This is a genomic window from Gordonia liuliyuniae, assembly GCF_021738805.1.
In the GTDB taxonomy this organism is placed as follows: domain Bacteria; phylum Actinomycetota; class Actinomycetes; order Mycobacteriales; family Mycobacteriaceae; genus Gordonia; species Gordonia liuliyuniae.
The window spans coordinates 494,578-514,564 of record NZ_JAKKOR010000005.1 but is presented as its reverse complement, the minus strand read 5'-3'; the positions used below and the strand labels follow the sequence as shown (position 1 = coordinate 514,564).

General features: G+C 67.9%; 20 protein-coding genes and 1 rRNA gene. 12 read left to right on the top strand and 9 right to left on the bottom strand.

Features of this window, described 5'->3' with window-relative positions:
• Window positions 1-83: ribosomal RNA gene (gene rrf / locus L5G33_RS19520) — 5S ribosomal RNA — on the top strand; the annotation flags it as partial.
• A gap of 65 nt (window positions 84-148) precedes the next feature.
• Here rrf and L5G33_RS08055 read toward each other — a convergent pair.
• Genes L5G33_RS08055 through L5G33_RS08045 form a run of 3 tightly spaced genes read right to left on the bottom strand, consistent with a single transcriptional unit; the run spans window position 149 to window position 3,608 of the window.
• On the bottom strand, window positions 149-1,630 hold the full coding sequence (locus L5G33_RS08055) for a class I adenylate-forming enzyme family protein (protein ID WP_236997626.1): 1,482 nt from the start codon (window positions 1,628-1,630) through the stop codon (window positions 149-151).
• Entirely contained in the window at window positions 1,627-2,754 is a 1,128-nt protein-coding gene (locus tag L5G33_RS08050; RefSeq protein WP_236997625.1) for a DUF5938 domain-containing protein, read from the bottom strand. The genes L5G33_RS08055 and L5G33_RS08050 overlap by 4 nt, the downstream gene beginning before the upstream one ends.
• A gap of 59 nt (window positions 2,755-2,813) precedes the next feature.
• Window positions 2,814-3,608, bottom strand: a complete 795-nt coding sequence (locus tag L5G33_RS08045) for an SDR family NAD(P)-dependent oxidoreductase (protein WP_236997624.1) — start codon at window positions 3,606-3,608, stop codon at window positions 2,814-2,816.
• Window positions 3,609-3,781: 173 nt separating this feature from the next.
• On the opposite strand from L5G33_RS08045, the gene L5G33_RS08040 reads away from it, so the two are divergent.
• Together L5G33_RS08040 and nucS are read left to right on the top strand one after the other, a co-directional pair.
• Window positions 3,782-4,435, top strand: a complete 654-nt coding sequence (locus L5G33_RS08040) for a TetR/AcrR family transcriptional regulator (protein ID WP_236997623.1) — start codon at window positions 3,782-3,784, stop codon at window positions 4,433-4,435.
• A 30-nt stretch (window positions 4,436-4,465) separates the two neighbouring features.
• Window positions 4,466-5,149, top strand: a complete 684-nt coding sequence (nucS, locus tag L5G33_RS08035) for an endonuclease NucS (RefSeq protein WP_236997622.1) — start codon at window positions 4,466-4,468, stop codon at window positions 5,147-5,149.
• Between the two features lie 8 nt (window positions 5,150-5,157).
• Here the strand turns inward: nucS and L5G33_RS08030 are convergent, their stop codons facing one another.
• A complete protein-coding gene (locus L5G33_RS08030) occupies window positions 5,158-6,135 on the bottom strand; it encodes a hypothetical protein (RefSeq protein WP_236997621.1) in 978 nt (325 codons plus the stop codon).
• A gap of 82 nt (window positions 6,136-6,217) precedes the next feature.
• Window positions 6,218-6,712: a methylmalonyl-CoA epimerase gene (mce, locus tag L5G33_RS08025; RefSeq protein ID WP_236997620.1), complete on the bottom strand. Its 495-nt coding sequence runs from the start codon at window positions 6,710-6,712 to the stop codon at window positions 6,218-6,220.
• A gap of 56 nt (window positions 6,713-6,768) precedes the next feature.
• On the opposite strand from mce, the gene L5G33_RS08020 reads away from it, so the two are divergent.
• The 3 genes from L5G33_RS08020 to L5G33_RS08010 are packed head-to-tail and all read left to right on the top strand — an operon-like array spanning window position 6,769 to window position 9,304.
• Window positions 6,769-7,962 (top strand): acetyl-CoA C-acetyltransferase, encoded by a 1,194-nt coding sequence (locus L5G33_RS08020; protein ID WP_236997619.1) that lies wholly within the window; start codon window positions 6,769-6,771, stop codon window positions 7,960-7,962.
• A 5-nt stretch (window positions 7,963-7,967) separates the two neighbouring features.
• The gene (locus tag L5G33_RS08015) at window positions 7,968-8,342 is read left to right on the top strand and encodes a DUF3817 domain-containing protein (protein ID WP_236997618.1); all 375 of its coding nucleotides are present in this window, start codon (window positions 7,968-7,970) and stop codon (window positions 8,340-8,342) included.
• 56 nt (window positions 8,343-8,398) lie between these two features.
• Window positions 8,399-9,304: a tetratricopeptide repeat protein gene (locus tag L5G33_RS08010; protein ID WP_236997661.1), complete on the top strand. Its 906-nt coding sequence runs from the start codon at window positions 8,399-8,401 to the stop codon at window positions 9,302-9,304.
• A gap of 21 nt (window positions 9,305-9,325) precedes the next feature.
• Here the strand turns inward: L5G33_RS08010 and glgB are convergent, their stop codons facing one another.
• The 4 genes from glgB to L5G33_RS07990 are packed head-to-tail and all read right to left on the bottom strand — an operon-like array spanning window position 9,326 to window position 15,461.
• A complete protein-coding gene (gene glgB, locus L5G33_RS08005) occupies window positions 9,326-11,530 on the bottom strand; it encodes a 1,4-alpha-glucan branching protein GlgB (RefSeq protein WP_236997617.1) in 2,205 nt (734 codons plus the stop codon).
• Window positions 11,531-11,536: 6 nt separating this feature from the next.
• Window positions 11,537-13,528, bottom strand: a complete 1,992-nt coding sequence (locus tag L5G33_RS08000) for an ATP-dependent DNA helicase (protein WP_236997616.1) — start codon at window positions 13,526-13,528, stop codon at window positions 11,537-11,539.
• Window positions 13,525-14,109 (bottom strand): isochorismatase family protein, encoded by a 585-nt coding sequence (locus tag L5G33_RS07995; protein ID WP_236997615.1) that lies wholly within the window; start codon window positions 14,107-14,109, stop codon window positions 13,525-13,527. Before L5G33_RS07995 ends, L5G33_RS08000 begins: the two co-directional genes overlap by 4 nt.
• The gene (locus L5G33_RS07990) at window positions 14,109-15,461 is read right to left on the bottom strand and encodes a nicotinate phosphoribosyltransferase (protein ID WP_372476873.1); all 1,353 of its coding nucleotides are present in this window, start codon (window positions 15,459-15,461) and stop codon (window positions 14,109-14,111) included. Before L5G33_RS07990 ends, L5G33_RS07995 begins: the two co-directional genes overlap by 1 nt.
• Before the next feature lie 19 nt (window positions 15,462-15,480).
• On the opposite strand from L5G33_RS07990, the gene clpS reads away from it, so the two are divergent.
• The 6 genes from clpS to L5G33_RS07960 all read left to right on the top strand — a co-directional run bounded on the left by clpS (window position 15,481) and on the right by L5G33_RS07960 (window position 19,846).
• Window positions 15,481-15,783, top strand: coding sequence for an ATP-dependent Clp protease adapter ClpS (gene clpS, locus L5G33_RS07985; protein WP_236997613.1), 303 nt, complete (start codon window positions 15,481-15,483; stop codon window positions 15,781-15,783).
• Between the two features lie 10 nt (window positions 15,784-15,793).
• Window positions 15,794-16,405: an oxidative stress transcriptional regulator AosR gene (gene aosR, locus L5G33_RS07980; RefSeq protein WP_236997612.1), complete on the top strand. Its 612-nt coding sequence runs from the start codon at window positions 15,794-15,796 to the stop codon at window positions 16,403-16,405.
• Window positions 16,402-17,523, top strand: coding sequence for a P1 family peptidase (locus tag L5G33_RS07975; RefSeq protein WP_236997611.1), 1,122 nt, complete (start codon window positions 16,402-16,404; stop codon window positions 17,521-17,523). Before aosR ends, L5G33_RS07975 begins: the two co-directional genes overlap by 4 nt.
• Before the next feature lie 110 nt (window positions 17,524-17,633).
• Window positions 17,634-18,176 carry a rhomboid family intramembrane serine protease gene (locus L5G33_RS07970; protein ID WP_236997660.1) on the top strand — a complete coding sequence of 181 codons (543 nt, stop codon included), beginning with the start codon at window positions 17,634-17,636 and terminating at the stop codon, window positions 18,174-18,176.
• Window positions 18,173-18,967, top strand: a complete 795-nt coding sequence (gene murI, locus L5G33_RS07965; RefSeq protein ID WP_236997659.1) for a glutamate racemase — start codon at window positions 18,173-18,175, stop codon at window positions 18,965-18,967. Before L5G33_RS07970 ends, murI begins: the two co-directional genes overlap by 4 nt.
• A gap of 105 nt (window positions 18,968-19,072) precedes the next feature.
• Entirely contained in the window at window positions 19,073-19,846 is a 774-nt protein-coding gene (locus L5G33_RS07960; protein WP_236997610.1) for a cyclic nucleotide-degrading phosphodiesterase, read from the top strand.
• Window positions 19,847-19,987: the final 141 nt, after the last annotated feature.

Below are 19,987 nucleotides of genomic sequence, written 5' to 3'. Positions count from 1 at the left end.
CCATTCCGAACCCGGAAGCTAAGCCCTCCAGCGCCGATGGTACTGCACCCTAACCAGTGTGGGAGAGTAGGACACCGCCGAACTAAACCCGAGTTAGAGCCCCCAACACCACGTGTTGGGGGCTCTAACTCTATGTTCACCTGAGCTCTTAGGCCTTCGCTGTCGTCTTCGCGTCCATCGCTCGCAATGTTGGCTTGTCGATCTTGCCGACGGGGTTCTTCGGGACGTCGTCGACCACGATGACGTCGACGGGTCTCTTCACCGACGCGAGCTGTGCGGCGAGAAGCGCGTCGAGGTGCGCGACCGTCGTGGTCGCGCCTTCCCGGAACGACAGATACGCGACGGGGACCTCGCCGAGGATGTCGTGTGGCCGTCCGATGACGGCGGCCTCGAAGACGCCAGTGTCCGAGTAGATGACTGCTTCGATTTCCTTCGGATAGATGTTCTCACCACCGCGGATGATCATGTCCTTCACGCGATCAACCAGTTGCAGGTAGCCGTCGTCGTCGAACCTCCCGATGTCACCGGTCCGAAGCCAGCCGTCGACGATCGTGTCTGCTGTGGCCTCCAACCGGTTGAGGTAGCCGGCCATCACCACGTCGCCTGCGATCAGGACTTCGCCGGACTGGCCGCTCGGCACGTCGCGGAGGTCGGCGTCCACTATCCGAATCCGCTGACCCGGGAGGGGAGGCCCGACGGTCCCGGGCTTACGTAGCCCGTCGACGGGATTGATCGCGGATGCGGTCGTCGTCTCCGAGAGCCCGTAACCCTCGACGATGGGCACACCGAAACGTCTCTCGAACCGGCCGATCAGGTCGGCTGGCATGGGCGCCGCACCACAGATCCCGAACCGGAGCGACGACGTGTCCGGTCGGACATCGGCCGGCAGCGCGGTCAGCATCGCGTAGATGGCGGGCACCGCGGAGAAGTACGTCGGACGATGCGCTTCCACCGCGGGGAAGAACGCCTCGGGTTTGAACCGTCCGAGGATGGTCGCCTGCCCGCCGGCGCGGAGCGGACTCAGTGTGCCCAGGACGACGCCGTTCGCGTGGAACAGCGGAAGGACCAGGAGGCTGTGATCGGTCTCCGTGAAACTGAAGTGCTCGACGAAAGTCGCTGTCATCGCATCGATGTTGGCGTGGGTCGTCATCACGCCCTTCGGTCTCCCCGTCGTTCCCGCCGTGTAGATCAGGAGAGCGACCTCCGCGCCGTGGACGATGACGGCGTCGGGCTCGTTACCCTGGCGGGGCTCCACGAGGCGATCGCAGCTGATCTTCGGGACCCGTACCGCGACGTCGGCATCGGGCTCAACGATGAGCACGCGGACCCCGGCGTCGCTCGTTTGGAACTCGACCTCTGGCGTCGCCAGCGCCGGGTTTACCGGCGTGACGCTCGCACCGAGTCGCCACGCGGCGAACACGGCGACTACGAGTTCCACGCGGTTGGACAGGAGGAGACCCACCACGTCACCGCGTGCGACGCCCGCGTCGGCGAGATGACCACTGGCTCGTCGGACGAGCTCTCCGAAGTCGCGGTTGGTCAACGACACTCGTGCGTCCGAGACGGCGGGCGCATGGGGCGAGTTCGCGGCTCGAGCTTCCGGCAGTCCGGGCACGATGAGGGCTGTCATTGCGCGACCGTGACTATCGGTGCCGCGATGAAACCGAACCCGCGAAGCACGCCTTCCAGTTCGCGATGGCCGAACGCCTGGCATCCCGACGCTAGCCCGACACGCTTCGGCGCTTGTTGAAGGAGGCTGTACGCCGCGTAGGCCTGGAGCAGGCCGGTCTGCTGATAGTTGTTGTTACCGTGGATCACCACGTGCGCGCGACCGAGCGGCCCGGAGGCGTGCACGGAGTCGAGTGACTTGTTCGTGCGCGGGTTCTCGCGTGGCGGCATCGAGTTCATCACCTGCGCGGCGACGGCGTCGAGCGCGTCGTCGCGTTCGTCGGGCGTCATGTCCTTCGTCGCCTCGAGGGCGTCGGCGACGATCACCGGGACGTTGTTCATGAGTGCTGCGTTGAACACGCCGCCCTGCGCCTTGCACGTGGCCACGCGCGGATCACGTTTGAACCAGACCGGGTGGGATGTCCCGCCCCACGGCAGCGACTGGGCGAGTTCGTGCTGTCCGGGGACGATGAGCGGCACGAGGCCCTGGGTCGGGTCGAACGGCACGTACTCGTTCTGTTCGAGGTGATAGGCGGCGCCGCCTGCGGCGTTGACGAGGATTGTGCGTGTCGATGCGATCGTCGGGCTCCCGCCCCAGAACACCGCGATGTCGAGGGTGTCGAGTCCGGGCGTCTCCAACGCGATCTGGGCCGCGATCTCGCCGGTCGTGTACATCTGGGCGATACCGGGAGCCAGGAGCAGCCCGGCGGCGGCGAACCGCTCGTGGAACGTCTCGTCGAGGTGGATGATCCAGTCCTGTTCGCCGGTGGTGTCCGAGTAATGCGCGCCAACGGCCAGTGCCGCTTCGACGACCGGGTCGCCGAGTTTCATGAACGGGCCGACGGTGTTGAGGACGACGGAGCTGCCGCGGAACAGTTCGGTGAGTGCGTCGACGGTGTGCTCGGTCTCGACGACCTCGTAGTCCGCGGTCTCGATGCCGGGGACGTGGGCGTTCATCGATTCAGTCAGCGTGGTGGTGCTCCGGCCAGCGGCGGTGAACGGAACGTTGTACTGGCGGAGGAATTCGCAGACGAGCCGTCCGGTGTAGCCGGATGCTCCGTAGACGACGACGGGTTTGGTGCTCATGAGTTCTCCTCGGGTGGGGTTGGCGGTTCAGCGAGATGGGATAGGGCGGAAGGAAGGAGTCACATACCCATGCCGCCGTCGACGGGCAGGCCGGCGCCGTTGACGAAGCGTGAGGCGTCAGATGAGAGGAAGACGACGGCGTCGGCCATGTCGGTGACTTCGCCGAGCCTGCCGCTCGGGGTGAGCCCCACGACGGCTTCGACGGCCTCCTGCGCCGATCCGAACAGGCCGAGCTCGGCCATGTCGGAGGCGAGGCCCGCACCCATCTCGGTCGGAACGAGGCCGGGGTAGATGCAGTTGACTCGGACGCCGTATCCGAGCTTGCCTGCTTCCATCGCCGCGACCCGTGTCATGCGGTCGATCGCCGATTTGGTCGCCGAATAGATCCCGATCCCGGGGAACGCGATGGTCGCGGCGACCGATGCGACGTTGATGACGACGCCGCCTCGGCCGGCCGCACCGCCCGGCCGCATCGTCCGTAGGGCGTGCTTGATGCCGAGCGCGGTACCGAGGATGTTGACGTCGAGCTGACGTCGGATGTCGTCGGCCTTGATCTCGGTCATCAGGCTGCTGATCTCGACGCCTGCGTTGTTGACGACGATGTCGAGTCCGCCGAGCTGCTGTGTCGCGGAGTCGACCGCGGACGCCCAGGCGTCGTCGTCGGTGACGTCGAGGGCGACGACGCCGTGTCCATCTCCGAGCGATGTCGCGACCGTTTGGGCCGCACCGGTCTGTAAATCGCCGATGACGACCTTAGCTCCGGCGGCGGCGAGCGCACGCGCCATACCCTCGCCGAGTCCTTGGGCGCCGCCGGTCACGAGTGCCCGTCGTCCGCTCAGGTCGAATGCGTTCATGAGTTCTTCTCCCGTTTCTGCATTTACCAGTGGTGCGAGTCACACTACCGAATGTTGGACGATCGTCAAGGAAAAACTTGTACGATTGTCAAAGGATGTGGTGACCGGCATCGTCGACGCTTGTCGCGCGGGTTATGCTCGGGGGAACCGTCCAGAGCAGGAGGAGGATGACCATGACCGCCGAAACAGTGGTGACGCCGTCGTCGTCTCCTGCCGAACGCGGTGTGGGACGTCGGACGAAGAAGCTCGCCGCGAAGCGGGACGAACTGGCGCGCGCAGCGTTCAAGACCCTCTCAGAACTCGGGTATGCCGGGACGAGTCTCCGCGAGATCGCTGCCAACTCGGAGTACAGCCATGGCGTGCTGCATTACTACTTCTCCGACAAACTGGATCTGATCGCGCACTGTGTCGCGCTCTACAAGAGTGAATGCGTCGCATCCTACGACGACGTGCTCGACGACGTCGACGACGCGGATGCTCTCCGGAGGCGATTCGTGCGACGTCTTGTCGTGACGATGACCGACGACTTGCCCACCCATAAACTCTGGTACGACCTGCGCTTGCAGGCATTGTTCGAACCGTCGCTCGTCGACGGGGTTCAAGCGATCGACGCCGAACTCGAAGCGATGATCTGGCGGGTGGTCTCACGGTACGGCGAGCTGCTCGGCAGCGTTCCGCTGCTCGACTCCGCTGGCGTCTACGCGGCGTTCGACGGCCCGTTCGAGCGAGCTGTCCGCCGGTCCGCGTTGGGCGAAGAAGGTGCCGCGCGTGACCTGGCCGCGCAGTTGGACGCCTTGTTGTCCGCGATGGTCCCCGCACGTCCGTGACGTCGTAGGCATCGCCTACACTCGGCGACTGTGAGACTCGTGATTGCCGAATGCCAAGTCGACTACGTCGGCCGTCTGACCGCGCACCTGCCGATGGCGAAGCGTCTGATTCTCGTGAAGTCGGATGGTTCGGTGAGCATCCATGCGGACGATCGCGCGTTCAAGCCGCTCAACTGGATGAGCCCGCCCTGCTGGCTGTCCGAAGAGGCGGCGCCCGAGGGCAGCGACGCGCAAGCGGTGTGGGTGGTGACCAACAAGGCGGGCGAGCAACTGCGGATTACCGTGGCCTCGGTCGAGCACGACTCGTCGCACGAGTTGGGGTTAGATCCCGGGCTCGTAAAGGACGGTGTCGAAGCCCATCTACAGGAGTTGCTCGCCGAACACGTTACGACTCTCGGCGAGGGGTACACGCTGATTCGCCGCGAGTACATGACCGCCATCGGGCCGGTCGACATCCTGTGCCGCGACGCGGACGGCGGCACGGTCGCCGTCGAGATCAAGCGACGCGGCGAGATCGACGGCGTCGAGCAGCTGACTCGATACCTGGACTTGCTCAACCGTGACGCGACCCTCGCGCCCGTCGCGGGAGTCTTTGCGGCGCAGGTCATCAAACCGCAAGCGCGGACCCTGGCAACCGATCGTGGAATCCGTTGCGTGACACTGGATTACGATCAGCTCCGCGGTACTGAGAGCACCGAGTTCAGACTGTTCTGACTCTCGACTCAGGCGCTGGCCGTGCGGTGCCCGTCGTCGCTCGGCGCCTTCTCGTCACGACTAGACGGGCCGTAGCGGTCCTTGTCGTAGTCGTCGATCGAGTATTCGTCGTCGACGGCGTCGAGCACATCGGTCGACTGAGTGGCCGGGGTGTCGGCGTCCGGCTGATCGCCCGTGGTGAAGCGGTCACGGCCCGACAACGTCCGGTTGAGCAGATCCAGATCGTCGGATTCGTCGATCGCCACCAGATCCCGCTCGTCGCCCGACAGCGCGAGCGCCTCGGGCAGGTCGGTGAGATGCTGGCGCAGAGCGCCCAAGTGGTCGAGGATCTGGCCGTGCGCGTCGTGAGCGGCGCCCGCCAGTTCGCGCGAGCGCGCGAGCCGACTCATCGCGACCGAATGCGCGGCGCCGCGGAGTCGCGCACCCTCCGCCTCCGCGTCAGCGACGATCTCCTGGGCGCGACGACGCGCGTCGTCGAGAGCGGCTTCGGCCTCTCGTCGGATTCGGTCGGCCTCGGCGTCGATGTCGGCGGCGCGTCGCTCGGCGTCGGTGATGAGGGAGTCGGAGTGCTCTTGCGCGAGCTCCTTCGTGCGCTCCGCGGCGGCCGCCGCGTCGTCCCGCTCCTGCTGGGCGTTCTGACGGGCGACGCTCAACGTCTCCGCAGCCTCGTCACGGGCGTTCGCACGAAGTTCGGCGGCTTCGTCGGTGGCGAGTTGAAGCATCCGGGACACACGGTCGCTCATTCCGGCGACGGTGGTCGGCGGCACCGACAGGGTGTCGACCTCCCGCTGAAGACCGTGCACCTGAGCGCGAGCCTGCTCGAGGCGTTCGTGCAGGTCGTCGGCGCTCGCGTGCGCGGAGTCACGATCGGCGGCAATCATCTGAAGCTCGGCGTCGAGCCGTCGAATGTGGTCGGTGACGTGATCGCGGTCGTACCCGCGCATGACGATCGGGAACGGGCTCTGACGCTGGCCAGGAGTTGACATGCCTCTAGTGTAGGGCGGCGAACTCCGGTACTACCGGACCCGCCGCCCCGTGTCCTCGCACAGTTTGGTAGAAGCCGGGATGCTAGTGCGCGTCAGCTGCGGGTTCGACGAGTTCGAGGAGGACCCCGCCTGCGTCTTTCGGGTGCACGAAGTTGATCCGCGAATCGGCGGTGCCGCGCTTGGCCGCGGGGTAGAGCAGACGCACGCCTGCATCGGTCAGACGCGTCGTGATCGCATCGAGGTCGGTGACCCGAACCGCCATCTGCTGAAGTCCCGGACCGTTGCGGTCGATGAATTTCGCGATGGTCGACTCCTCGTTCAACGGGGCGAGAAGCTGGATCAGTGCGCCGGTACCGTCGCGCGGGCCGACCATCGCCTCGCGGACGCCCTGCTCTTCGTTGATCTCCTCGTGAAGATTCTCGAAGCCGAAGTTGTCGCGGTACCAGGCGGCCGACGCGTCGAGGTCGGCGACGGCGATGCCGACGTGGTCGATGCCGACGACGAGGTCGCCGACCGAGGCCAATGCGCCGTCGTCAGAGGTGGTGCTGTTCACATGCTCGGATGCAGAGTTACTCATTCCCTAACGGTAGCTTGGAGGGGACTATGCACTGTTTTCGACTAGGAGTTGGCTGAATGTCCGACAACACCACCGTCATCGTCTCGGGCGCTCGCACGCCGCTGGGACGCCTCATGGGAACGCTGAAGGGACACTCCGGTGTCGACCTCGGCGCCGTCGCTGTCAAGGGCGCACTCGAGCGTGGCAACGTCGATCCCGCAGAGGTCGACTACGTGATCATGGGCCAGGTCCTCACCGCGGGCGCCGGGCAGATGCCGGCCCGCCAGACAGCGGTCAAGGCGGGTATCGGCTGGGACGTCCCGGCGCTGTCGATCAACAAGATGTGCCTGTCGGGCATCGACGCCATCGCTCTCGCCGACCAACTCATCCGCGCCGGAGAGTTCGACTGCGTCGTCGCGGGCGGCCAGGAGTCGATGACGCAGGCGCCTCATCTGCTCCCGGGGAGCCGCGGCGGCTTCAAGTACGGCAACACCGAGCTCGTCGACCACACCGCGTACGACGGGCTGCACGACGTCTTCACCGACCAGCCGATGGGCGGCCTCACCGAGGAGCACAACGCCACCGACGGCTTCACTCGGGAACAGCAGGACGAGTTCGCCGCACGCAGCCACCGGTTGGCCGCCGCTGCCGCCGCGAACGGCGTCTTCGACAACGAGATCGTTCCGGTCGAGATCCCACAGCGCAAGGGCGATCCGGTCACCTTCACCACCGACGAGGGGGTCCGCGCCGACACGACCGTCGAGTCGTTGAGCAAGCTGCGCCCCGCATTCGCCAAGGGTGGAACGATCACTGCGGGCAACGCGTCGCAGATCTCCGACGGTGCGTGCGCCGTCGTGGTCATGAGCAAGGCGAAGGCCGAGAAGCTGGGTCTCACCTGGCTCGCCGAGATCGGCGCCCACGGCGTCGTCGCGGGCCCGGACTCGTCGCTGCAGGAGCAGCCGGCCAACGCCATCCTGAAGGCATGCGAGAAGGAGGGCATCACGCCCGCCGATCTCGATCTGCTGGAGCTCAATGAGGCGTTCGCCGTCGTCGGCCTCGCGTCGACCAAGTCTCTTGGCGTCGACCCCGAGATCGTCAACGTCAATGGCGGTGCGATCTCGCTCGGCCACCCGATCGGCATGTCCGGCGCTCGCATCACGCTGCACCTGGCACTCGAACTCGCCCGCCGCGGCGGCGGGATCGGCGCTGCCGCACTGTGCGGCGCAGGCGGCCAGGGAGACGCGCTCATCGTGCGCGTCCCGAAGGCGTGATCGGCATGAAAGACTTCTTCACTCTCACCACTCCCGCGAAGTGCTTCCGCTTCTTCGCCGTCGTCGAAGCCATCACCTGGGCCGCGCTGCTCATCGGCATGGCGTTCAAGTACGGGGGCGGCATCGATTCCGCGGTGCGGTATCCCGGAATGGCGCACGGCGCGGCGTTCGTCATCTACCTGATCGTCACGGTGTGGGCGGCGATCGCACTGAAGTGGAACATTAAAACCCTCATTCTCGCCGGCCTCGCGTCGATCCCGCCGTTCTTCACAGTCTGGTTCGAGGTGTGGGCGCGCCGCAACGGCCACCTGGGCGAGCTGTCGCACGATGCGAGCGCACCTGGCGGCGATGAAGTGGACCGTGACAAACTGACAGTGTGAGCAGTCCTATGAACCGCAGGCAGACCGCCGCAGCGGCCATGCAGCAGGCAGGCGCCATGTCGGGCGCCGTCGATCTGTCCGTCCTGAAAGAACGTGCCGAGGCTCAGCGGGCGCGGGCCGCAGCGCCCGCCCCGCAGCCGGGCGCCGAGCAGCAGGCTCCCGGCCCGCCCCCCGAGGGGGCGTCGATCATCGACGTCACGGAGGCGACCTTCGAGTCCGATGTCGTCGCGCGGTCGGACAGCCAACTCGTCATCACTCTCCTGTGGGCGGGGTGGAGCGAACCGAGCGTCCAGCTGGCTCAGCTCCTGGAACAGCTCGCGGCACGTGCGGCAGGTGCATGGACGCTGGCGCGCGTCGACGTCGACGTCGCTCCGCGGATCGCGCAGGCGTTCGGCGCGCAGTCGGTGCCGATCGCGATCGCGCTCGCGGGCGGGCAGCCGGTGTCGGCGTTCGACGGCAGGCAGCCGCTCGAACAGGTCGGCGCGTGGCTCGACGAGGTCACCTCGAAGATGGGCATCCCGGCCCCCGACGCGGGTGTCGACGAGCCCGAGCCGGAAGACGATCCGCGCATGGTGGCCGCCGAAGAACTGTTGAACTCCGGCGACTTCGACGGCGCACTCGCCGCCTACGAGGCGATCGTCGCGTTGGAGCCGACCAACACGGAGGCCGCGTCGGCGGCGCGGAACGTGAAGTTCATGATCCGCGCGCAGGAACACGACCCGACGATCTTGGAGACCGCGCAACCCGGCGACATCGACGCCCAGTTCGCGGCCGCCGACGTCCTGCTGCTCGGTCAACGTCCCGAGCAGGCCTTCGATCGGATCATCGACGTCGTTCGCTCCGCCGACGGCGACGATAAGGCCCGCGCACGCACCCGCCTGTTGGAGCTCTTCGAGCTCTTCGACCCCGCGGAGCCGTTCGTGGTCTCGGCTCGCCGGAAGCTCGCCGCCGCGCTCTACTGAGTAGCCAGACCGGACTCGGCGCTAGTGCTGAACGTCGTCGTCGGGCGCGAGCCAGACCGACGAGCGAGCGGGCAGGGCCACCCAGGCGCTGGCGCTGCGGCCGTGACTGGGCTGCGGGTACGCGTGGACGGCGCCGAGATTGCCGACGCCCGACCCGCGATAGTCGAGGGCGGCGGTGTTGAGGATCTCGCGCCAGCGTCCCGCGACCGGCAGCCCAATCCGGTAGTCCGGGAGATCGTCGTCGGAGAAGTTGAACAGGCACGCGACGAGATCGTCCCCGTCGGGGTCGCAGCGCACGAACGCGACGACGGCGTGCTCAGTGTCGCTGGTGTCGAGGATGTCCAGACCGGCGGCATCGGCATCACCGCGATACAGGGCGGGTCTGGCCCGCATGAGTCGGCCGAGGTCGCCGACCAGACGTGCGATCCCGCGGTGGACGGGCCCGTCGTCGCCGTGGAGCGCACCCCAGTCGACACCGAGATGATCGGACCATTCGCCGACCTGACCGAACTCCTGGCCCATGAAGAGCAGGTTCTTCCCGGGATGCGCCCACTGGTAGGCGAGGAGCGCGCGCACGTGGTCGGCACGCGCCCGGTCGTCGCCCGGCATCCGCGTGGTGAGCGTGCCTTTGCCGTGCACCATCTCGTCATGGCTCAACGGCAGCACGTAGCGTTCGCGGACGGCGCCGGTCAACGAGTCGAGCAGGGCCGGGTTCTGCCCGCCTCGGTGGGCGGGTTCGGTCCCGAGGTAGTCGAGGGTCCGGTGCATCCAGCCGAGGTCCCATTTGAAGTCGAAGCCCAGCCCGCCGTCGGCCGTCGGTGAGGTCACGCCCGGCCACGCCGTCGACTCCTCGGCGATCACCACCACACCCGGATGATCGCCGCGGACCATGTCGGTGAGGTCGCGCAGGAAGTCGACGGCCTCCTCGTTGCGGTGACTTCCGTCGGGCGCGGGCCGCCACTGGCCCGGACCCCGCGAGTAGTCGCGGTAGAGCATGGCGGCGACGGCGTCCACGCGCAACCCGTCGACATGGAACTCGTCGCACCAGTAGCGGGCGCTCGCCAGCAGGAAGCTGCGCACCTCGTCGCGCCCCAGATTGAATGCGTACGTTCCCCAATCGGGTTGTTCGCGCCGCAGCGGGTCGGCGTGCTCGTAGAGCGGGGTGCCGTCGAACTCGCCGAGTGCGAACGGGTCCTTCGGAAAGTGCGCGGGCACCCAGTCGAGGATCACCCCGAGCCCGCGCCGGTGGCAGTGGTCGATGAGGTACCGCAGATCGTCGGGCGCACCGAAACGGGCGGTCGGCGCGAAGAATGAGCCGACCTGATACCCCCACGACGGCCCGTACGGGTGCTCGGTGAGCGGCAGTAGTTGCAGGTGGGTGAAGTTCAGTTCGGTCACATGGTCGGCGAGCAGATGTGCGGCACGCCGATAGTCCAGACCCGGACGCCACGACCCGAGGTGCACCTCGTAGACGCTCAGCGGGCGGCGGACCGGGTCGGCCAGCTCCCGGTCGGTGATCCAGTCGGTGTCCGACCACGAGTACTGCGACGGGGCGTCGACGATTGACGCGGTCTCGGGTGGGCACTGCGTTCGATGAGCGAGGGGATCGGCCTTGTCGCGGATCAACCCGTCGGCTCCGACGACCCGATACTTGTAGCGGTCACCGACGGAAGCGCCCGGCACGAACAACTCCCACACGCCGTCGCGACGGGACATCGGATACTGCTGCGCACCCCACGCGTCGAAGTCGCCGAAGACGGCGACGCCTCGCGCGTTGGGCGCCCACACGGCGAAGTCGACGCCGGATACCTGGCGACCCGACACGGTGGTTCGATGGCGGGCGAACGCGCCGAGCACGTCGACGACGGCGTCCGGGCCCACCCCGATCGCGACGCGCTCGGCCGCGCTCGACCGCGGACCGAACAGATACGGATCGTCGACGTCCACCGTGACGTCGCCGTAGTCGACCGAGAACCAGTAGTCGGTGCGGGGGAGATCGGCTCTGGGGAGATCGGTGCGGGGGACACCCGTGCAGGGGAAATCTGGGCGGTCCGCTGTGAACAGCGGGCCGTCGACGTGGCGCAGCGGCTCACGGCTCCCGTCTGACGAGACGATGTGGCCGCCGCGCGCTCCGGGCAGCAGTGCGCGGACGATGCCGTCGTGCGCGCCGAGCACCGTCTGCGGGCTCGGATGCGTGCCCGCCAACAGTCGTGCGATCGAATCCACGCCCGGCTATCCCGCGGTCAACCGTCGGAGCGCGGCGACGACGGCGCCCTTGTCGCGTGTCTTCCAGAACGGTGGCAGACCCGCCATCAGGTATCCGCCGTAGCGGGCGGTGGCGAGCCGGGGATCGAGGACGGCGACCACGCCGCGGTCGGCCGTCGACCGCAGGAGACGACCCGCGCCCTGCGCCAGCAGCAGGGCTGCGTGATTCGCCGACACGGTGAGGAATCCGTTGCCGCCCCTGGCGTCCACATCGCGTTGGCGTGCCGACAGGAGCGGATCGTCGGGCCGCGGGAACGGGATGCGGTCGATCATCACCAACTGGAGCGACGGCCCGGGAACATCGACGCCCTGCCACAGGGACAGCGTGCCGAACAGGCATGTCGCCTCGTCGTCGGCGAACCGCCTGATGAGCGTCGACGTCGCGTCGTCGCCCTGGCACAGGATCGGGAAGTCGACACGTTCGCGCAGCTTCTCGGAGGCCTCCTTCGCGGCCCGCATCGACGAGAAGAGACCGAGGGTCCGTCCGCCGGCGGCGGTCATCATCTCGACCATCTGGTCGAGCGTCGCCGCCGCGATCCCGTCGCGGCCGGGTGGCGGCAGGCGGTCGGCGACGTACAGGATCGCCGCCTTCGGGAAGTCGAACGGCGAGCCCGCGTCGAGTCCGCGCCAGCCGTTCCCGCTTGCCCCATCGTCATTGACATCCCCGTGCGGTGGCAGGCCCCATGTGCGCGCGAGCGCGTCGAAGTTGCCGCCGAGCGTCAATGTCGCAGACGTGAGAATGACCGTCGAGTCAGTGAACAGCGACGTCCGCAGCAGGCCGGCCACCGACAGCGGGGCGATCCGCAGCGTGTGGCGCGTGTTGTTGCGGAAGTCGTCGACCGCCTTCCAGACGACGTCGAACCGCTTGGTGATGTCGGCCTCGCCGAACACGGTGAGGGTGCGGACCACGGTGTCGTGGAGCGAGTCGGTCGCCGACATCGCCATCTGGCGGGCGGCCGCGGCCTCCGGGTCGGTGCCGGGTTTAGCGGGTCCGATCTCGCTGCGCGCGTTCCACAGCCGGTCACGCAGGGAGGCGAGGATCTCGCCGGCACCGTTCGGCAGACGCGTCCACTCGCCATTCTGCGACTCCTCGAGGAGGATGCCGAGCTGCTCGCCCGCGCCGACGAGCGCGTCGGCCGTCTCGTCGGAGACGAGCTTGCCGAGGCGGCGGGCCACCAGGGTGACGCCCGCGGCGGAGATCTCTTCGGTGGTCACCGACGTGATCCGGTCGACCAGTTCGTGGGCCTCGTCGATCACCACCACTTTGTGTTCCGGCAGGATCGTCGCCGGACTCATCGCGTCGATCGCGAGCATCGCATGGTTGGTGACGATGACGTCGGACGCCCCGGCCTTGCGCCGGGCGATCTCGGCGAAGCAGTCTTCGCTGTACGGGCAGGCATTGGCGCCGAGACACTCTCGGGAGGTCACACTCACCTGACGCCACGAGCGGTCTGACACGCCTTGCGGCAGGTCGTCGCGGTCGCCGGTCTCGGTGTCGGAGGTCCACTCGCGCAGGCGCGTCACCTCGCGACCGGTCCGCGACAGCTCGAAGGCGTCGAACAGTTCGGTGTCGGGTTCGTCCGCGACACCCGTGTGCACTTTGTTCAAGCACAGATAGTTGGCGCGGCCCTTGAGGATCGCGAACTTGGGTTCGCGACCGATCGGTTCAGCCAACGCCGACGCCAGCCGCGGCAGGTCGCGTTCGGTCAACTGGCGTTGCAGCGCGATGGTCGCCGTCGAGACGACCACCGTCTCGTTTGATTCGACGGCGTGCCGGATCGACGGGACGAGGTACGCCAACGACTTGCCGGTGCCGGTGCCCGCCTGCACGGCCAGATGCTCGGCGTCCTCGATCGCTGAGGCGACGGCGGTCGCCATCGTCACCTGTCCGTCGCGTCGGGTGCCGCCGAGCGCGGCGACCGCGTGGTCGAGGAGCTCGGGGACATCGGGGACGCTCACGCGGCAGGCGTGCCGGTGTGCAGCAGCGTCCCGGTCACCTCGACGCCCGTCTCCCGGAGTTCGTGCAGGGCGGTCGTGGTGGTCGCTTCGGCGACGGCCGCGGTGAAGTCGAGCAGGACGCGGGTGTGCAGGCCGAGGCGCGCCGCGTCGACGGCGGTGGCGCGCACACAGTGATCGGTCGCGATGCCGACGACGTCGACCGCTGTGATCTCACGGGCGCTCAACCAGTCGGCGAGCGACGTCCCGTGGGCGTCGGCCCCCTCGAACCCGGAGTAGGCGGCCGAGTAGGCGCCCTTGTCGAAGACGGCTTGGAACGGTTCGGTGCCCAGCGTCGGATGGAAGCCGACACCGTCGGTACGCGCCACGCAGTGCGGTGGCCACGAGTCGACGAAGTCCGGATCGTCGGAGAAGTGTGACCCGGGATCGATGTGGTAGTCGCGGGTGGCGACGACGGTCGAGTAGTCGCTGGTGATCGTGTTGACACCTGCTGCGACTGCCGCCCCGCCGATGACGGCGAGTGACCCTCCCTCGCAGAAGTCGTTCTGCACATCGACGACGATCAGGGCTCGGTGGGTGGACATTATTTCTCCGGTCGCGTGATGTAGCGGGTGCCGACGGCGGGGTCGCCATGGCTCAGGCCCAGGCCCTCCCACGGCAGGGAGACGAGGCCGCGTGCGAGATGCTCGCGGGCGTCGGCGAGCGTCGGAACGTCGTCGACGACGCGCCCACCGCGCACCAGCGGGATCTGTAGATCCCTGGCCTTGAGGCTACCGAGTCCGTCGACAGCCCAATCGCCTGACACACCCTCATCCGCCACATCCCCGTCTGCGATACCCCCGCCGGTCACCACGATCTCCTCGACGATTGTGCCGGTGTCACGCGCGGCGCGTAGTGCGCGCTTGGCCCCGCCGTGACTCTCTTTGCGGCTGGAGCGTTTGGCGACCGGGACGCCGTCCACCTCGACCAGCTTGTACACCATGCCCGCGGTCGGTGCGCCGCTGCCGGTGACCAGCGCGGTGCCGACGCCGTAGGTATCGACGGGCTCGGCCCGCAGAGACGCGATCGCGTACTCGTCGAGGTCGCCGGAGACCACGATCTGGGTGGAGGTGGCGCCCAGGCCGTCGAGCTGGGCGCGGACCTGGCGCGCGAGGACGCCGAGGTCGCCGGAGTCGATGCGGACACCGCCGAGTTCAGGTCCCGCGACGGCGATCGCGTTCTCGACGCCCTGCCGGATGTCGTAGGTGTCGACGAGCAGCGTCGTCCCGGTGCCGAGTGCGTCGATCTGCGCGGCGAACGCGGCCTTCTCATCGCTGCCGTCGGCCGTCGCGAACGACAGGGTGAAGGCGTGTGCCGCGGTGCCAGCACTCGGGACACCGTATGTGCGGGCGGCTTCCAGGTTGCTCGTCGCAGTCAGTCCCGCGAGGTAGGCGGCGCGCGCTGAGGCCACCGCGGCCCGCTCGTGGGTGCGTCGCGAACCCATCTCGATGATCGGTCGACCGGCGGCTGCGCTCACCATGCGGGCGGCAGCCGAGGCGATCGCACTGTCGTAGTTGAGGATCGACAGGATCACCGTCTCCAAGACGACGCCTTCGGCGAAGCCGCCGCGCACGGTCATGATGGGGGAGCCGGGAAAGTAGAGCTCGCCCTCTCGGTAGCCGTCGATGTCGCCGGAGAAACGGTAGTCGGCCAGCCAGTCGAGGGTCGGCTCGTCGACGATGCCACGCAGGGCGGAGATCTCGTCGCCGGAGAAGCGGAACTCCTCGAGAGCTTCCAGGACACGGCCGGTGCCGGCGACAACGCCGTACCTCCGGCCGTCGGGGAGTCGTCGGGCGAACACCTCGAACACGCACTGACGATCTGCGCGCTCGGCCTTGATGGCGGCGGAGATCATGGTCAGTTCGTACTGGTCTGTCAGCAGCGCGGTACCGGTCACATTCGCTACCCTATTACTCATGGTGCGCGATGAGTCGACGCCGGGCACGAGCACCGGTACCGCGGTGGCAGAACCCGAGGTCGTGACGGACCGACCGTGGGTCGCCGTGGTCTGGGACGACCCGGTGAACCTCATGAACTACGTGGCGTACATCTTTCAGAAGCTGTTCGGATATTCGGAGGCGCGAGCACGCGAACTCATGATGCAGGTACACAACGAGGGCAAGGCGGTCGTCTCCTCGGGCGACCGCACCAAGATCGAGATCGACGTCCGCAAGCTGCATGCGGCCGGTCTGTGGGCGACGATGCAGCACGACTCGTGAGGCGACCCCGATGAGGACGTGGCGGCGGACCGGGACCGGCACACAGGTGCGGATCTGCTCGAACCTGGAGACCTACGAGTGCCAACTGCTCGCCTCCATGGTCGAGTCGATCTCCGAGTTGCTCGTCGAACGCGGGGACTCGGCGCCGAGTGACGAGCTGTCGGCGCTCACCGGCATCGCCACCGGCCATTCGCGTGCGCCGGAAGACGTGACGCTGGGACGCCTCCTGCCCGACTTCCACCGCCCCGACCAGGAGGACGAGTTGACCGCCGCATCGGTGGCCTCGGACCTCAACGGCGGGCTCCGAAGCGTCAACGAACCCCACATCATCGACGCCAAACTCGACGCGGCACGTACCGTCCTGGACACCCTGCCTCCCGGTGGCGGCGACATCCGGCTGACCGAAGCGGAAGCCGACCGCTGGCTGTCGGCGCTCACCGACGTGCGGTTGGCGCTCGGCGCTATGCTCGGCATCGACGACGAGCCGATGCGGCTGCCGCCCGACCATCCGCAAGCTGCGCACCGTGACGTGTACGACTGGCTGTCGGTGGTGCAGGGGCTGCTCGTCGAAGCGTTGATGGCAGACGAGTGGACGCAGTCGGACTGGGACGTCCCCGAATGACCGATCGACTGCCCGTTGCGCAACCGGGGAACCGGATCACCGACGTCGCCGGAATCGGCGTCGGACACCACCATTTGATCGACGACGTGGTCGTGGTCGGGACGGCTACCGAGCCCGGGGTGGGCTGGGCGACCGGCGCAACCGTCGTGACCGTCCCAAGCGGGGCGACATCCGCGGTCGACGTGCGCGGCGGCGGTCCGGGCACGCGGGAGACCGATCTGCTCGAACCGGGCAACAGCGTGCGCGGCGCCGACGCCGTCGTGTTGACCGGCGGCAGCGCCTACGGACTGTCCTCGGCGGACGGCGTGATGCGCGGACTCGAATCGGCGGGCATCGGGCTGCCGATGGACCGTCAAGGCCACGTGGTGCCGATCGTGCCCGCAGCGGTCATCTTCGATCTGCCCGTCGGCGGGTGGGAGAACCGACCGGACGCGGAATTCGGGGAGCGTGCGCTCGCCGCGGCGGGAACCGAGTTCGCGGTCGGCTCCGTCGGTGCGGGCGCGGGCGCGCGCGCCGGGGTACTCAAAGGCGGAGTGGGGACCGCGTCGATCACGGTGACTGACGGGCCCGCACGCGGCCTGACCGTCGGAGCCCTCGTCGTCGCGAACCCCGTCGGCCAGGTTGTCGACCCGCAGACCGGGCTGCCGTGGGGTGCCGAAGACCTCGCCCACCACGGGCTGCGGCCGCCTGCCGTCGCCGAGTTGACCCGGCTGCGGGCGCTCGAAGCGAAGGGCACCGTCCTGAACACCACGATCGGCGTGGTCGCCACCGATGCGACGTTGTCGGTGCCCGCCGTGCGCAGGCTCGCGATGTCCGGGCACGACGGGATCGCCCGCGCCGTCCGACCTGCCCACTCGCCGCTCGACGGCGACACGCTGTTCGCGGTCGCAACCGGTGCGCGGGTCGCCGACCCGGACGCCGCCGTCGACATCCCGTCCGGCATGGAGTCGGACATTGCCGTCGTCGCCGCGCTGGCTGAGGCGTCCGCGACGGTCGTCCAACGGGCCATCGTCGCGGCCGTCGTGACCGCGCGCACCGTGGCCGGGATCCCGTCCTACCGCGACGTCGTCGCATCAGCATTCGCAGGCGGCTTCGCGTTCGGGACCGGAGACGAGTGACCGCGAACCTGCCGGATCCGTTCGCGGACCCCTCTGCCGGCCGAGCGGCGTCGAGACCCTGGGACCGCTGGCTGCAGATCGTCATCGTCCTGGCGGTCGTCACAGCGATCATGTTCGCCGTCGAGCTGCTCGACGTCGTGATGGACGGTCGCCTCGACACACACGGCATCGTGCCGCGCACGTGGTCGGGTCTGCCGGGAGTCATCTGGGCGCCGTTCCTGCACGCTGACTTCGCTCACCTGATCTCGAACCTCATCCCGGGGCTGGTACTCGGGTTCTTCGTCCTGTTGAGTGGTCGTGCGCTACTGGTGACCGCCGTCGTGTGGGTGGTGTCTGGACTCGGAGTGTGGTTGACGTCCCCGTCGATGTCGATCACGGTCGGCGCCTCGGGAATCGTCTTCGGATGGTTGACGTTCTTGATCGTGCGCGGCCTGTTCAATCGTGACGTGTGGCAGGTGCTCGGCGGCCTCGTCATCCTGGTCGTCTACGGCGGCATCCTGTGGGGTGCGTTGCCGGGGACGTCCGGCGTGTCGTGGCAGGGGCACCTGTTCGGCGCCGTCGGCGGCGTGCTCGCGGCGTGGATGACCGCGACCTCGGCTTCCGGTAAGCCGTCCACCGGCCGGAAGGCCATCGAACCGGGAGGACTGTCCTGAACCACGGACCCATCGGGATCTTCGACTCCGGCGTCGGCGGCCTCACCGTCGCGCGCGCGGTGATCGATCTGCTGCCCGACGAGGACATCGTCTACATCGGCGACACGGCAAACGGTCCCTACGGACCGCTGACGATCCCGGAGATCCGGGGTCACGCACTGTCGATCGGCGACGAACTGATGCGGCGCGGCGTCAAGGCGATCGTGATCGCCTGCAACACGGCGTCGGCCGCGATGCTCCGTGACGCCCGGGAGCGGTACGCGCCGATCCCGGTGATCGAAGTGATCCTGCCCGCCGTCCGACGTGCCGTAGCGGCGACTCGCAACGGCAGGATCGGTGTCCTCGGGACGGAGGCGACCATCGCCTCGCGCGCCTACCAGGACTCGTTCGCGGCGGCCCGCGACATGGAGATCACGGCCGTCCCGTGCCCGCGGTTCGTCGACTTCGTCGAACGCGGTGTGACCAGCGGACGCCAGATCCTCCAACTGGCCCAGGGATATCTGGAGCCGTTGCAGGAGGCGAGCGTGGACACCGTCGTTCTGGGGTGCACTCACTACCCGTTGCTCTCGGGCGTCATTCAGCTGGTGATGGGCGACGAGGTGACGCTCGTATCGAGTGCCGAAGAGACGGCGAAGGACACGTTCCGGGTGTTGACCGAGACCGAGTCGCTCAATCCACACGACGGGCGTGAAGCCCACCGGTTGTTCTCTGCGACAGGCGATCCGGAGCAGTTCACGAAGTTGTCGCGACGCTTCCTCGGCCCGCAGATAAACCATGTGACGCACTTCTGACGAGTCTCCTGTGATCTGTCTCGCTTCAGGTGTGCCGCGAATCGGTCGATCACCCGCGCCCCGTTCGATGCTTGATTCCGAGTTGAGCATGGCAAAGTGGGCTGTATGCGATTGACGGTGCTCGGGTGTTCGGGGAGCGTGAACGGCCCCGGTGCCGCGTGCTCGGGCTATCTACTTCAGGCCGACGGCCACGAGCCGGTGCTGATCGACTGCGGGCACGGGGTGTTCGGCGAACTGCTCCAGCACGCCGATCCAAATCGCGTCGCCGTCCTGCTGAGTCACCTGCACGCCGATCACTGCATGGACATGCCCGCGATGCTCGTGTGGCGTCGGTGGGCGCCGGAGAAGGCGACCGAACGGTCGCTCCTGTACGGTCCGGCGGGCACTGCGCTGCGCATCGGTGCGGGGGCGTCGGAGTACCCGGGGCAGGTCGACGACATCTCCGACACCTACGACGTCCGAGAATGGGTGGACCGGACGGCGGTCGACATTCACGGTCTGCACATCGAGCCGTTCAAGGTGGACCATCCGCCGAGCACATTCGGTCTGCGCATCACCGGACCGGACGGCGAAGTGTTCGCGTATAGCGGTGACACCGGCGTGTGCGACGAGGTGGTCGAGCTCGCCCGCGACTGCGATCTGTTCCTGTGCGAGGCGTCGTGGACTCACGAGCCCGACGCGCGGCCGATGGGGCTGCACCTGTCCGGGACCGAAGCCGGCCAGGTCGCCGCACGAGCTTCGGCGCGCTCGCTGGCCTTGACCCACATCGTCCCGTGGAGCGACGCCGACGCCATCTTGGACGAGGCGTCCGCCGCCTACCCTGGACCGCTGCAACTGGTGCACCAGGGACAGGTCATCGAGGTCCGCCCGCCGCTGTAAGACGCCTGGGGATCACGCCCTGGGCGGGAGTGGTTTGCGCTCAGGGCGTGATCGTTCGTGCCCAGGGCACTACTTTGTGCTCAGGCCTTAACCCTGTGCACAATCTCGTGCCCTGGGCGTGGGCGAGCGGTCGGCTGCCAC

Excerpts from the sequence above, each read along its gene's own strand:
- L5G33_RS08055 (WP_236997626.1), bottom strand. The coding sequence starts at position 1,630 with ATGACAGCCCTCATCGTGCCCGGACTGCCGGAAGCTCGAGCCGCGAAC.
- L5G33_RS08050 (WP_236997625.1), bottom strand. The coding sequence starts at position 2,754 with ATGAGCACCAAACCCGTCGTCGTCTACGGAGCATCCGGCTACACCGGA.
- L5G33_RS08045 (WP_236997624.1), bottom strand. The coding sequence starts at position 3,608 with ATGAACGCATTCGACCTGAGCGGACGACGGGCACTCGTGACCGGCGGC.
- L5G33_RS08040 (WP_236997623.1), top strand. The coding sequence starts at position 3,782 with ATGACCGCCGAAACAGTGGTGACGCCGTCGTCGTCTCCTGCCGAACGC.
- L5G33_RS08030 (WP_236997621.1), bottom strand. The coding sequence starts at position 6,135 with ATGTCAACTCCTGGCCAGCGTCAGAGCCCGTTCCCGATCGTCATGCGC.
- mce (WP_236997620.1), bottom strand. The coding sequence starts at position 6,712 with ATGAGTAACTCTGCATCCGAGCATGTGAACAGCACCACCTCTGACGAC.
- L5G33_RS08020 (WP_236997619.1), top strand. The coding sequence starts at position 6,769 with ATGTCCGACAACACCACCGTCATCGTCTCGGGCGCTCGCACGCCGCTG.
- L5G33_RS08015 (WP_236997618.1), top strand. The coding sequence starts at position 7,968 with ATGAAAGACTTCTTCACTCTCACCACTCCCGCGAAGTGCTTCCGCTTC.
- L5G33_RS08010 (WP_236997661.1), top strand. The coding sequence starts at position 8,399 with ATGTCGGGCGCCGTCGATCTGTCCGTCCTGAAAGAACGTGCCGAGGCT.
- L5G33_RS07995 (WP_236997615.1), bottom strand. The coding sequence starts at position 14,109 with ATGTCCACCCACCGAGCCCTGATCGTCGTCGATGTGCAGAACGACTTC.
- clpS (WP_236997613.1), top strand. The coding sequence starts at position 15,481 with ATGGTGCGCGATGAGTCGACGCCGGGCACGAGCACCGGTACCGCGGTG.
- aosR (WP_236997612.1), top strand. The coding sequence starts at position 15,794 with ATGAGGACGTGGCGGCGGACCGGGACCGGCACACAGGTGCGGATCTGC.
- L5G33_RS07975 (WP_236997611.1), top strand. The coding sequence starts at position 16,402 with ATGACCGATCGACTGCCCGTTGCGCAACCGGGGAACCGGATCACCGAC.
- L5G33_RS07970 (WP_236997660.1), top strand. The coding sequence starts at position 17,634 with ATGTTCGCCGTCGAGCTGCTCGACGTCGTGATGGACGGTCGCCTCGAC.
- L5G33_RS07960 (WP_236997610.1), top strand. The coding sequence starts at position 19,073 with ATGCGATTGACGGTGCTCGGGTGTTCGGGGAGCGTGAACGGCCCCGGT.